Consider the following 13,411-nt stretch of genomic DNA (forward strand, 5'->3'; position numbering starts at 1 on the left):
GCTAAATAAACAAATATGCTCCCGCATTAAACAAATACCCTACCAAAATGATTCCCGCCGAGACAATCGCAATAAATGTCACCAGCAATTTTTTCTTCACGGCTTTGCTGAGCATGATCATAGAGGGCAGGGACAACGTCGTGACCGCCATCATAAAAGAAAGAATGGTTCCAAGCCCGGCGCCCTTTGCCAGAAGGCTCTCCGCCACCGGAATCGTTCCGAAGATATCCGCGTACATCGGTATTCCCACGGCCGTCGCGAGCGGAACCGCATACCATCTGTTCCCCCCGAGAATGCTTTCCACGAACCGGGCCGGAATCAGGTTGTGAATCACCGCGCCGATTCCCACTCCGATGAAAACATAAAGCGCCACCTTTTTAATCGTATTCAGGACCTGATCTCTGCCATACTCCAGCCGGTCGCGCACGGTCAGTTCAGGAAGCGCAGTATCCACATTTGCCGCCTGCCGGATAAATTCCGCCACCTGGTCTTCCATATGCAGCCGTTCGATCAGGCTGCCGCCGGCCACCGCAACGACAAGTCCCACCACCACATAGGCTGCCGCTATTTTCCCTCCGAAAATACTCATGAGCAGCACCAGGGAACCCAGGTCCACCATCGGTGAAGAGATCAGGAAGGAGAAGGTCACGCCCAGAGGCAGGCCCGCACTCGTAAAGCCCATAAAAATCGGGATCGAGGAGCAGGAGCAAAATGGGGTTACCGTCCCAAGCAGCGCGCCGATCAGATTCGCGGTTATCCCGCGAAAACGTCCCAGTATTTTCTTGCTTCTCTCCGGTGGAAAATAACTCTGTATATAGGAAATCAGGAAAATCAGCACGGAAAGCAGTACAAAAATTTTAATAGTATCATAGATAAAAAACTGCAGTACCCCACCCAGTGTTTCGTTCGTGTCGAGCCCTGTACTATTTAACAGGCTGCCGATTCCCTCACGCAGCCAGTGCATTCCCAATATCTGATTTTGAAAAAAATCCCAACCCAGTCTGATTCGTTCCATCTAAACGCACTCCCCCATATGTTACTTTCTGTACATTTGCTTCCGCATATTTTTTCTATAAGTTACTTTCGGCACATCGCTTTCTACATGTTGCCTTCCGTATATTCCCTTGTGTATGTTACTTCCCAAGCAATTTCACCACATCTTTTTTCTTTAGTGTCTTCCCGGCAGAGACCACTTTCCCGTCTATCATGACTGCCGGCGCGCTCATAACGCCAAGTTTCACAATCTCGATCAGGTCTTCCACCTTCTCAATCTCTGCATCAAGCCCCAGCTCCTTCACAGCCTCACATACATAATCATATACCTTACCGCAGTTCTCACAACCTGCACCAATTACTTTAATGTTCATCTTCCTTCTCCTCCTGACATTCTCTGTACGGGCAAGAGGCCTCGTCATTGCCTCCGATTGTTTTCTTTATTTTCCAAATTCACAAGGCCTTAATTCCTCAGCTTCATCTCCAACCCTACTTGTTCTTCCCATGCGCCAAAAATCTTCCGGATAATCGCCGTACCAATTTTAGAAATAAATACGAGCTGGGATTTTTCAAATTCTTCCGCCGGCTTATAATCCACCCGGTTCCCTACCACATCGATCTGCCTCCAGCCTTCTCCTTTTACCCGGAAAAATCCCTTTATACGATAGGAATCCGGCATCAGCTCCGTCAAAAAGGCTTCCAGTTTTCCCTTCTCGATTTCCCCTTCAAAGTCCATGAACAGGGTCTTCGGCTTCGTTTCCACGGAATTCGTCGTCTCCTCACACTCCGCCCACTGATAAATCGTCAGATCTTCCTCCAAAAATCCATAATCCATGTCGCCCATCACACAATTCTTGATCTGGCACACCGGATTAATCGCCCGAATCTGACTGCGCACCCCCGCAATCTGGCTCTCGTTTGCAAGGTCTGTCTTAGTGACCACCGCCAGATTACAATGCTTTACCTGCCGGTAGACCGTCTCCTCTTCCTCCAGACGTTCCAGGAAATTCACGGCGTCCACCAGACAGATCACGCCGCGAAAATCATATCTCTTTCCGGAAACAATCTCCGCCGCCTGCAAAATCTCTTCCACATTCGACGGATCGCCAATCCCAGAGCTTTCCACGAAAAGATATTCAAAATTCTTCGCCGCCATCTCGCTCAGTGCGTTCACAAAATTCAGCTTAAGACAGGTACAGAAAATAGACCCCCGATTAAGCTCCACCATCTGAATTTCATCATTTTTCAGAATCGTTCCGTCAATACCCAATTTCCCGAATTCATTCTGAATAATCCCGATCCGATGCCCTTTAAGCTCCTCCAATACCCGAAGCAGCATCGTCGTTTTCCCGCAGCCGAGAAATCCTGTTAATACATAAAGTTTTGTCTGTTCGCTTCCGTTCATCATTTTCCCCTTTCCTGCGCGGCTCTCTCAAATCCCACATTTCTTCCTTAAGGTCAGGATTTCCCTTCCAAACGCATAAACATATTTAAATTTTTCTATTTTTAATCCTTTTTAATACCGGCAAGTTTCTGCCGGCTCCCTAACATCATTTCCGTTCCATTTTCTCCTGCCGCCCTGACATTCCGGTAATCCTTTGTTTTCCCATACTTCTACTGCCCTGACCCTTCCGGCAATCATTTGCTTTCTCACGCCTCTGCCGTCCTGGTATTCCGGCAATCATTTAAATTCCCACACTCCTGCCGAAATCGCGCACGCTCCGCCCCTACTTACAATCGCATATAATACTCTCATATTCCTTCGGCACAATCAAACGCCCCAACGTCTTATAGGTATCGTTCAATTTGTCCAGATTCAGCCGGTAATGCGTCCATTTTCCTTCTTTTCGGGCAAATACAAGTCCCGCATCGCATAAGAGCTTCATATCATGGGAAAGCGTGGGCTGGGTAACCTGGAATTCCGCCTGAATCTTGCAGGCACAAAGCTCTCCATCGGACAGCATGTCGATTATTTTCAGTCTCTTAGGATCGGAAAGTACTTTGAAGATCTTTGCATACTCTGTATAATCAATCTCTCTCATCTCCGCCTCCTTATATAGATTTTCTTCTATGTTTTACATTTTATCTCATACATAGAAATTTGTCAATGTGTTTTATCCAATCAACACTCGTTTTCCCTGAAATGCAAATCCATATGTTCTTATTTTTTCTCTTGGTACGCCCTTTGATTCCAGCATAGATGCATAGTTTTCCTTCTCAATCTGCACTAACGCTCTCTTAACCGTCTCCTCCAAAGTCTTCTCTTTCCTTGAATCAAATACTTTGAATTCCAAAATCATCGCATCCCTATTATCTTCCAGAGGCTCCAGCATAACATCATATCTTCCAAATCCACTTTCACGATTTGAAAGAATCCTATACTGATCTGCGAGTTCTACCAGGAGATCCAGTACAAATCCATGATAGAACCTTTCCGGATCAGACGCATCTGATGGTTTATTTCCCGTATCAAAATAGCTGAAAATCTCTAACGCCACCTGATTCATATAATGATTCATAGCATCCACATCATTTAGCAAAAGCGCTTTAATGAACCGGTTATATTCCTGTTCACTCTCCACAAACCAACTGCGCACCGTGTTTTCAAACATGATTTTGACTTCTTTATTTGTAAGCGTCAATGTATAATAATATCTTCCAGAAGCTTCCTCAAACACACAGCTTGCCACTTTTAAATATCCGCATGCCAGCAGCAGGCTCCACACTGCATTCTCCTGACGGGATAACTGGTTAAATACCACCTGTTCATCAATAACTTTTTTCAAAAAGCCACCTTTTAAAAGTTCTTCAAAATCAGTTTTAATCTCAATGCTGCCTTCCCTAAGCAATTTATTTACCAGTGTATTACTGCTGGAATTCGCCCAGTACGTGCCAAACTCCCGTTTTTCCAGAAAATTAATGATCGACCATGGATTGTAGATATCCGCATGATTTCCAAAGGTAAAGCCATCATACCATTCTTTCACCTTCACCTTATAATCCGCTAAGCCATACTCCTCGAGCGCACTAAAAACTTCCTCCTCTGTGAAACCAAAAGAAATTTCATATTTCTTTGAGGTCGTCGTAACCACTTCCAGGTTATTAAGATCCGAAAAAATCGACTCCTTACTAACCCGGGTAATCCCTGTCATAATAGCTCTTTCCAGATAAGAATTCGTTTTAAACGCAGCATTAAACATACTTCGCGTAAATGCCGCCAACTCGTCCCAAAATCCACTGACATAGGCTTCCTGCATCGGCGTGTCGTATTCGTCCAACAAAATAATGACCTTTTTCCCATAATACCTGGCCAAATATTTTGACATATTGTGAATTGCCATCGTAGCAGTCACTTCGTCCATATACGTTTTTACATTAAGAAAATATTCCTTTTCATTCGCCGTAAGAATATCCGTTTCCAAAAGAAAATGATTTTCATTATATAACGCTTCCAGAATCTGATTAATTCGCAATCGGGCTTTTTCATAAGTATCCTCTTTTACATTTGCAAAAGAAAGACTAATTACCGGATAAGTTCCCTGAAGCTCACGATATTTTTCACTCTGCCAAATAGACAGGTTTTCAAACAAGCTGCCTTTATCTTTATACTTTACAGAAAAGAACTGTTCCGTCATACTCATAGTCAGAGTTTTCCCAAAACGTCTTGGTCTTGTAATTAAGGTAACATCATCACCGCTTTCCCACCATTCCCGAATAAATGAGGTCTTATCTACATAAAAATAGTTTCCCAATATTACTTTTTCAAAATCCTGTTTTCCAATCGCCACAGTTCTTTCCACTTATTTTTACCTCCTATTACACGCCTACCTTCTTACAAATATCCTTCAGGCAGCATTTATCGCAATACGGTTTTGTCCGGGCGGTACACACATCCCGGCCATGATATACCAGACGGTGGCAGAAATCGCTTCCCTCTTCAGGCGGCACCAGTTTCCACAAGGCCATCTCCACCTTCTTGGGCTCCTTGATCCCATCTACCAGCCCCATACGATTGACCAAGCGGATACAATGCGTATCCGTCACAATAGCCGGCTTTCCAAACACGTCCCCCATGATGAGGTTCGCGCTTTTTCTCCCTACTCCCGGGAGTTTCAAAATCGCATCAAAATCCTCCGGTATCTTTCCATCATATTCGTCCCTCAGCATCTTCATACATGCACTGATATCCCGCGCCTTACTGTGTCCCAGCCCGCAGGGACGCACGATTGCTTCAATATCTTCCACATCAGCCTCAGCCAAAGCATTGACATCCGGATATTTTTCATACAATCCTTCCACCACCACATTGACCCGCGCATCCGTACACTGCGCCGCCAAACGCACACTGACCAGAAGTTTCCACGCCTGGTCATAGTCCAATGTACACCCCGCATCCGGGTACTCCTTTTTCAGCCTCTCAATAATTTCCAGAGTTAATTGTTTCTTTGTCATGATTCTTCTCCTATCGTTTTCCACTTATGCCATTTGCGCTTTGCTGACTTCATACGCCTCTGTCAGAATATCCATCGGGAATTCAAACTTCTGATATGCACGCCGCAGCACATCATAATACTCTGCACTTGGAACGCCAAATGTCTGGTCTGCTACCATGATATATGCCATGGTACTCTCCACCTTCCCATTTAGAGGGACCGGTATGTCCTCCTTGTAGTAAAGAACCGGATAATCTTCGTACTCGTCCAGGCTCTTCTCATCATTTTCCGAGATTTCCCACACAAGCACCGGGAGTCTTCCTCCTGTCTTTTGTTCTATGGTAGCATAGATTCCCCGCGCGGAGCCTTTGAACAATAGGCAATAATCTTCTACCACGGAAGCTCCCACTAATTTCGCCTCCGGACAGCGCTCTGCCATTTGTTCCTCGTCCATATTACTGCCATATGCAAGATATAATTTTCTCATCTCTTCTTCCCTTCTTATTTCGGCTTGTCCAGCCTATCTCAGCCTTCCTCTCCAAGTTCACATAGATAAATTATATTTCCTATCTGAATTGCCATGGGCACCATTCCTAACCTCAGACTCGCATACATAAATCATATTGACTTCATGGCAGCCTGGTTCATTCACCCTGTCCGTCTCCACAAACCCGATTTTCTCATATACATGCCTGGCCTTTTCATTTCCGCAAATATATGTTGTCGTCATAACCTGCATTTTCCATTGTGTCTGCAGCAGGCAAATTAATTCTTTCAAGGCCTTTGTACCACAATGCTGATTCTGATATCTGCTGTCTATAGCATAATTCCACAGGAAAAATCTGCCCTCCGCAAATTTTCTTAATGCCGCAAATCCAATCAACGTATCTTCCTCAAAAATGTCAAATGCGAGTACATCTGGCTCTCCTATTTCCTTTTGCAGTCTCTCTTTCGACGAAAGCTGGCTCTCCTGTTCTTTTAAAACAGCAATTTTCATAGAATCCGACTTGACAAATCCTATCATCTTCTCTCCACCTTCCTACGCGAGTAAAATCTCCTGCACTGCCAGCCTGGCCCGCTTCGGCATTTCCATACACTCCAGGGTAGATAACATCACAGAAACCGACGCATTTCTCTGCATTAATTCATAAATCTTCCACATATCGTCATATTTCACCATATCGACCTTCCCAAACAGTTCTTCCATCTGCTCCGGTATATGATTTTCCGCCATCTCAGTCTCTTTCGAAAGCCTGACAGTCAGTTCCGAAACACAAGGCACCTCCGAAATATGAACCGACAGCACATTCCGCTTCCCATCATAAGTCCACTTGGCCTCTATCTCATTTCCATCTATCGAAGCCTGCACTGTCTTTGATTCCGTGATTCCCACAAATTGCAGTTCCCAGCTTCGGCGCTCCGGAATCCCCTGCAAAGCTCCTTTTGCGCCGTGAATGGTCAGCTTCTTCCCGTTCCAGTCCCACGCAAGGCACGTATCAGTCCACCTTCCATTGTCATCGTTATCTTCATATAAATGGAAACTTCCATCATTTCCCGCAAAAATCTGCACTCGAAGCCCGGACGGATTTTCTACTCCATTTTCCTCCTCCGTAAGCACTGCATAAGGGACGATTCCACCGGCTTTCGAAAGAACCGGAATCTGTTCCACGTCACGTACCAGTGTCAGACAGCGATTTCCCTCGTAAATTCTTCCGTTAAAAATATCAATCCATTTTCCCTCAGGAAGCCACGCCTGAAAACATGCCAGCCCGGTCTCGTCGCTCTTTTGCGTGATCGGACACGCCAAAAGCTCCGTGCCAAAATAATACTCATTCGGCACTTCATAAGCCTCGCGCCTCCGGGGATTCTGATAATACATCGGCCTTACCAGAGGCTGCCCATCTCTGGATGCCAGTACATTCATACTGTATAAATATGGAATCAGCTCATGGCGGAGGCGCAGATACCGCCCCATCGTCTCACGATAAGTCGCGTGAAACAGCCACGGTTCCTTATGAATATAGACATTACAGGTGCTATGCAGCCGCAAAATCGGCGAGAATACGCCAAGCTGCACCCAGCGGGTCGTAAGCTCCTCATCCCGATACCCGAACATATGCCCACCGATATCGTGGCTCCACCAGCCATACCCCGCATTACTTGCCGTAGCCGTAAAATACGGCTGAAAATCCAATGATTCCCAGGACACCACCGTATCGCCCGAAAATCCGATTGGATATCTGTGGCTTCCAATCCCCGCATACCGGGAAAATGTCATGCCGCGCTTTCTCTTCCGGCAGCTATCCTGATAATACAGATGATTGAGCATCCACAACGGGTCGAGTCCTTCCATCTGCGTCAGCGTTCCCTGCTGCCAATCCAACCACCAAAAATCCACCCCGTCTTCTTCATACGGGTGACAAATAACATCAAAATGCGCTTTCATGAGTTCCCGATTCGTCAGATCAAACCCCACCGTCTCTTTTTTCCCGGGATCCATCCCCATCGCCCTTGCCATCTCGGGATACTGCTTTTCAAACGCCCGAACCCCGTCTGCCGGGTGCACATTCAAACTGACCTTCAAATGATGCCTATGTAACCATTTCAGAAATCCCCTGTAGTCCGGGAACAACTCTTCATTCCAGGTATATCCGGTCCAGCCGGAACCATATGCCGGATCAATGTCCACCAGATGCCAGTCCATATCGATTACCGCCACAGAAAGCGGTATCTCCTCCTCCTCAAACCGGCTGATCAGCTTCTGATACTCTTCCTGTGTATATTTATAATAACGGCTCCACCAATTTCCCAGAGCAAATCTTGGAATCAACGGGGTTTCCCCGCAGAGCCGATAAAAATCCTTCAAACATTTCTCGTACTCATGCCCATATCCGAAGAAATACAGATCCGGCCCTTCCTGCTCGCGGGCCGCCACCCAGCCGTCTTCCGTGAGCAAAATCGACTTGCTGTCGTCCAGTACCGTAAATCCTCCCCGCGAAATGAGTCCTGCTTCAAGCGGAATCGCACCGTCGGCCTGATCCAGCGTTCGAGCCGTTCCTTTTAAATCCTCTATCTCATCACCGTAATGCCAGGTCTGGACATACCCTTCTACTTTTACCGCTATGCTCAGCCCATTTGCGGCAAATTCCTGCTTGTTGTATTTTAAATGAAGATACTCTGTTTTGATCTCCAAACTATTTTCCAGATCGCGCACTTCATACTGCGGTACCGGAAACCGCCTGTTCTGCACCCGCTGAGACAATGCATCTACAAATTTACCATCTTTCTGATATTCCAATCGGATCATCTGCGGCGTCAGCACCGTGAAACGATATCGTTCTCCTTGAATCACTGCTCCTGTCTCTGCTATCCGCTGATTCATTCTTATCCTCCTGCTATAAAAATCTCAACATCTATACCTCATAGACCACAGTGCACCACTCAAGAGCGTTCCGCTCTTTTGTTCACGGGCTTTCGCCCTATCAAAGCGCAGGAACAACACTTCGTCTGCAAGCAGTCGATTGCTTTTTCTGCACTTTAGCACTGCTCATTGCTTTCGTGAACATTATAATTTTAGCGCCCACATTTCTGCGTTGAACGCAGAAATCTATGCGCAGACTAAGCCCGGATTGCCCAGCGCATCTTCGTGGACCGCGCCCGGCCATTTCTTGCGCATTCCTCCGCCGAGGGACGGATAACGTCCTCCGAAATCTCACTGTAAATTCCGGCCTTTTTCATCTGTTTGAATGATTTCTTCACCAGCCGGTCCTCTCCTGAGTGGAAGGTCAAAATCGCCACACGTCCTCCCGGAGCCAAAACATCCGGCAATTTCCCCAGAAATTCGTACAATACTTCAAACTCACTATTCACATCAATTCTAAGCGCCTGAAACGTTCTCTGGCAGGATTTTTTGACTGCCTCTTTTCGCTCCGCCTCCGGAACTATATGCAGGGCTTCTTCAATCACCTGTCTTAACTGCGTTGTCGTCTCGATCTTCTGCCCTCTCTTTAAATGCTTCGCCACCGCCCTTGCAATCTCATCCGCATAGGGCTCGTCTGCATTTTCAATCAACATTCCTTTCAGCTCTTCCTGACTGATATTCCGAAGACGCTGCGCGGCACTCTCCCCTTTCTCCGGATTCATCCTGAGATCTAGCGGGCCTTCTACTTTATAGGAAAATCCCCGGTCCGGATTGTCAATCTGCATAGAAGACACTCCCAAATCAGCCAGCACAAAATCAAACTTCTTTCCCGCCTGAGCAGCCACCTGATCAATATTGGCAAAATTCTGTAATTGAACCGTTAAAATTTCTTCCCCATATCCCTGTTTTTCCAAACGCTCCTTCGTCTTCGCCGATTCGATAGGGTCTACGTCTAACGCATAGATATGCCCTTTCCCTTCCAGGCACTGCAGCATTTCCCGCGTATGCCCGCCGTATCCCAAGGTCGCATCCAGCCCGGTCTGCCCCGGCCTGATCGCGAGAAAATCCAGGATTTCCTGCACCATGATAGAAATATGCATTCCCGCCGGCGTACTGCCTTTTTGAATCACTTTGGAAATGGTGTCCGCATATTTTTCGGGCTGCAATTCTTTATATTTTTCCTTGAACGTCTTCGGGTGTGTACCGGAATAGCGTACGCGGCGTTTATGAACTTTTTCTTGATTTTCCATTGGTCCTTCTCCCCTTTTGGCAACTTTTCTCCACTAATATTCCTTCGTTATCTCGTCCACCCCATACATTTCTTTAAATTTCCTCAAATCTTCATCATTACGTATCAACATAATATCCTGAAATTTCCCAGTATGCAAGTCCTTAAATCCTGCCACCTGCTCTCCTGTACAGATGCTGCAGTGAATGACCGGCTTCTGATTTTCTCTATCATAATCCTTTTTCACAATCTCTTTTTTCCTAAATATACGAAACATAATCCCATTTCCTCATTAAATCTTTTTATCGTTCCTCATGAAAACAGTTCTCTCTGATTTCTGTGCCATTTCCTTTTCTTCCAGAGCCCACACCAACATCTACTTCCTTTCCCACACAATCACACATTCGTAATGTTGGTTCTCCATTGCTATCATTTAGCCTTCCATTAACATTTCAACTAACCGCCGAAACGATTTTTCAAACTGCCTGTCATCTTCCTCCGTTCTCTTCTTCGGCCCTTTCAGATGATTCTTCGCTGACGCCTTCCTCGCTTTCTTTGCCAAATGTCTCTCCATTAACAACTGATCAATATTTTCATTCGTATACCACCGGCCTGATTGATGGATCCCATAGACTCCCTTTCCCAGAGCCATCGCCGCCACGCCATAATCCTGTGTCACCACAATATCACCTTTGCGGCAAATACTTATAAGCGCAAAATCCACTGCATCAGCTCCGGCACCAATGACTTTTACTGTACTATAATCAGAATGCAATACATGGTTGGTGTCACAAAGTAACGTGACTGAGAGTTGATGTTCCTTTGCGACTTTTTCAACTATTTTTACTACCGGACATGCATCGGCGTCTACGAAAACTTCCATATTCCTTATCTATCCCTTCTTCCGATTCCACTTATCATATTCTCTTCTTAGGATTGTTCCAGTCCCAGATCTACCAGCAACTCCCGTGCCTCACTATTTCCGTTGGTTGCCAGCCTTCTAAGTAAATCAGGCAAATTAAAATTCCCCATTAGCACATAACAATACATCTGTAGCCCTTCTGCCATTTCCTTCCCCAGATGCTTCCTGGCGCACTTCATCATCTTTCTTTCCGCGAAAATACTGCCTTCCTCCATAAACTGCTCACAATCGCGGTACAATTCCCACTGCACATCAAACGGCTTAGCCCAGATTTCATCTTCGCCAAATATCAAATATTCTTCCTGCTCATTTAAAACTTCAAAAGGATTTTCGATGTACTCTCTTTGTGCAAATTCTATTCGAGAATATCCCCCAAGCCCCGATACCGGAAACGAAAGATATATCTTACTCAACTGATACCAGAATGCCGCGTAGTCCATATCTCCACTGTCTATGAGCACTTCCGCCAAAATCTCCAAAAACTCCTCCCACTTCTCATTACCGGCAACGGAATTTACCAGCGCTTCCACGATTACCTCTATCATATCCTTATCAGCCACAAAATCTGTCAAAAGTATTGCCAACGCATTTAGCATTTCAGGAAATTTTTCCTCAAAACTTTCCAGAATCTCCCTGCTGATTGGTTTCGGCTGCACCTTTATTCCACTCTTCTGCCAGATTGCAAAAGCATATTCAATATCAACTCCAGCCAAAGCAACATATCTTTCCCCTGTTTTCGAATTTGTCGCCGTATAAACCTTCCCAGGCAAACGCATGTGAAGCATCAAATACCTCATAAATTCTTCCTGGCTAAATGAGTATTGATAACACTCTCTCAACTTTGTACACAAGTCTTCCGCATTCATAATCCCATAGTAAGTAAGCAGCCAGCTTACCCGCTCGTCCAACTTCTGATAGCCCTTTACTATCTTCTGCCAACCTCCTACCTTCAATTCCGGTGACAAATAAACCGCCGCTTCCGAGGCTCTGTCAAACTTCGTTGTCCCTCGAAACATTTCCATAAAACGCTTCTTAAAATCTCCCGGCAATTCAATAGCGAATGAAGGGCTCCCCGTTTGCAATACAATATCCATGATTCCCAAATATAGAAATAAACTCAAACTGGCCTCAACCTTATATAGATCCAGCGATATTTTCTGGTTCTCTCCAACCTTACACAGCCGGAAATACAGTTCAATCGCCTCCTCCGGAAGCAATACCATAGTAAGCCATATGTTTTCCTGAAGGTTAGTAGAAAAACTTTCCGCTATTTTCTTTTTCTTCCACGCCTTTTTTATGTGAAGACCCGCATAATTGCAGTAATCACATAAGCTATCCTTTTTTGTCGTACTCAAAATCTCCGCTTGAGAATACGTAGAATTTTTCACCGTAACACGGACAGATCCTGTATACTGTTTGCTTAAACCATATAGTACATCCTGCTTTTCCTGCATCGTTCTGAACCGGTACATTGCATCCGGATCTTCTTTTATCCTTCCGGTGTTCCTGCCGGTTTCTTTTACTGCTGCCTTACCGCATAAACTTTCTCCACTCTTTTTTCCCTGGTGTAAATTCATGTTACAGTATTTCCAGTCTTTCGCAAACATGCAATACTTTTTCAGCCATTCATTTATCTGCTTATCCTCTTTTGTTCCGCTTACGATAGGATACTTGGTTTTTCCTTCCTTCTCCGTTCTTTGCAGCTCCAGCAAATATATCCTGTCCCCCGGATAAGGATTAAGGTAACGAATAACGGAGTTCTGGCTAAATGCCGTCGATAATTTATACCGATCTGCCGTAACGTCCTCTATTGATTTCCGTTCACTCATTAGCATAAAGCAAAAATGTGCCCCTGGGACTACATCAAGTGCAATCTCCAGCACAGCATGAAACTGAAATAAAGATATATTCTCCGGAACTTCTATGGCAAATCTCTCATCTATTTTTGCGTTATTCGTTACTTTAATTTTCATAAGCTGTTTGTCCTTATATGGGTTTTTCTCATTCTGATTGAGTTTCCTACCTTTTATATTACTGATTTTAACTTTTTAATTAATCCAAAATCTGCCGGAAGCCATTCTACACTGTCAAGCATATCTGCCGTCAACCATTTTGCAGCTTCATGTTCCTTTAGTATCAGATTTCCAGACTTAACCTTACATAAATAGCAATACATTGTTAAATGAAAATTCGGATAATCATATTCAACTGTATCAAATAATTTTCCCACTTCAATTTCTGTATCTAATTCTTCCTTTATTTCACGCCTTAAAGCTTCTTCTGGACGTTCACCCGTTTCAATTTTTCCACCGGGAAATTCCCATCCATCCTTAAATTCTCCATAACCACGTTGGGTTGCAAAGATTTTGTCTTCAGATACAATAATAGCCGCCACAACTTCTATAGTCTTCATT

Annotated in this window: 15 protein-coding genes; all 15 read right to left on the reverse strand. The window is 45.0% G+C overall.

What is annotated here, in order from left to right:
* Position 1 precedes the first annotated feature (1 nt).
* Entirely contained in the window at positions 2-1,015 is a 1,014-nt protein-coding gene (locus tag ABXS75_18790; GenBank protein ID XCP85045.1) for a permease, read from the reverse strand.
* 118 nt (positions 1,016-1,133) lie between these two features.
* The gene (locus ABXS75_18795) at positions 1,134-1,367 is read right to left on the reverse strand and encodes a thioredoxin family protein (protein XCP85046.1); all 234 of its coding nucleotides are present in this window, start codon (positions 1,365-1,367) and stop codon (positions 1,134-1,136) included.
* Between the two features lie 89 nt (positions 1,368-1,456).
* Positions 1,457-2,398 (reverse strand): CobW family GTP-binding protein, encoded by a 942-nt coding sequence (locus tag ABXS75_18800; GenBank protein XCP87198.1) that lies wholly within the window; start codon positions 2,396-2,398, stop codon positions 1,457-1,459.
* Between the two features lie 111 nt (positions 2,399-2,509).
* Positions 2,510-2,647 carry a hypothetical protein gene (locus tag ABXS75_18805; protein XCP85047.1) on the reverse strand — a complete coding sequence of 46 codons (138 nt, stop codon included), beginning with the start codon at positions 2,645-2,647 and terminating at the stop codon, positions 2,510-2,512.
* Positions 2,648-2,720: 73 nt separating this feature from the next.
* On the reverse strand, positions 2,721-3,035 hold the full coding sequence (locus ABXS75_18810) for a metalloregulator ArsR/SmtB family transcription factor (GenBank protein XCP85048.1): 315 nt from the start codon (positions 3,033-3,035) through the stop codon (positions 2,721-2,723).
* A 72-nt stretch (positions 3,036-3,107) separates the two neighbouring features.
* Positions 3,108-4,793 (reverse strand): AAA family ATPase, encoded by a 1,686-nt coding sequence (locus tag ABXS75_18815; GenBank protein XCP85049.1) that lies wholly within the window; start codon positions 4,791-4,793, stop codon positions 3,108-3,110.
* Positions 4,794-4,809: 16 nt separating this feature from the next.
* Positions 4,810-5,445 carry an endonuclease III gene (gene nth / locus ABXS75_18820; GenBank protein ID XCP85050.1) on the reverse strand — a complete coding sequence of 212 codons (636 nt, stop codon included), beginning with the start codon at positions 5,443-5,445 and terminating at the stop codon, positions 4,810-4,812.
* Between the two features lie 24 nt (positions 5,446-5,469).
* A complete protein-coding gene (locus tag ABXS75_18825; GenBank protein XCP85051.1) occupies positions 5,470-5,913 on the reverse strand; it encodes a gamma-glutamylcyclotransferase family protein in 444 nt (147 codons plus the stop codon).
* Positions 5,914-5,970: 57 nt separating this feature from the next.
* Positions 5,971-6,450, reverse strand: coding sequence for a GNAT family protein (locus ABXS75_18830; GenBank protein XCP85052.1), 480 nt, complete (start codon positions 6,448-6,450; stop codon positions 5,971-5,973).
* A gap of 15 nt (positions 6,451-6,465) precedes the next feature.
* Positions 6,466-8,808 (reverse strand): TIM-barrel domain-containing protein, encoded by a 2,343-nt coding sequence (locus tag ABXS75_18835; protein XCP85053.1) that lies wholly within the window; start codon positions 8,806-8,808, stop codon positions 6,466-6,468.
* A gap of 236 nt (positions 8,809-9,044) precedes the next feature.
* A complete protein-coding gene (gene rsmH, locus ABXS75_18840) occupies positions 9,045-10,097 on the reverse strand; it encodes a 16S rRNA (cytosine(1402)-N(4))-methyltransferase RsmH (protein XCP85054.1) in 1,053 nt (350 codons plus the stop codon).
* Between the two features lie 33 nt (positions 10,098-10,130).
* Positions 10,131-10,352: an aspartate dehydrogenase gene (locus tag ABXS75_18845; protein ID XCP85055.1), complete on the reverse strand. Its 222-nt coding sequence runs from the start codon at positions 10,350-10,352 to the stop codon at positions 10,131-10,133.
* A 156-nt stretch (positions 10,353-10,508) separates the two neighbouring features.
* Complete coding sequence (locus ABXS75_18850; GenBank protein XCP85056.1) at positions 10,509-10,958, reverse strand: YaiI/YqxD family protein; 450 nt, start codon at positions 10,956-10,958, stop codon at positions 10,509-10,511.
* A 47-nt stretch (positions 10,959-11,005) separates the two neighbouring features.
* Positions 11,006-12,970: a hypothetical protein gene (locus ABXS75_18855; GenBank protein XCP85057.1), complete on the reverse strand. Its 1,965-nt coding sequence runs from the start codon at positions 12,968-12,970 to the stop codon at positions 11,006-11,008.
* A 53-nt stretch (positions 12,971-13,023) separates the two neighbouring features.
* On the reverse strand, positions 13,024-13,410 hold the full coding sequence (mutT, locus tag ABXS75_18860; GenBank protein ID XCP85058.1) for an 8-oxo-dGTP diphosphatase MutT: 387 nt from the start codon (positions 13,408-13,410) through the stop codon (positions 13,024-13,026).
* Between the last annotated feature and the right edge of the window lies 1 nt (position 13,411).

This window comes from Roseburia hominis (assembly GCA_040702975.1).
In the GTDB taxonomy this organism is placed as follows: domain Bacteria; phylum Bacillota; class Clostridia; order Lachnospirales; family Lachnospiraceae; genus Allocoprococcus; species Allocoprococcus hominis_A.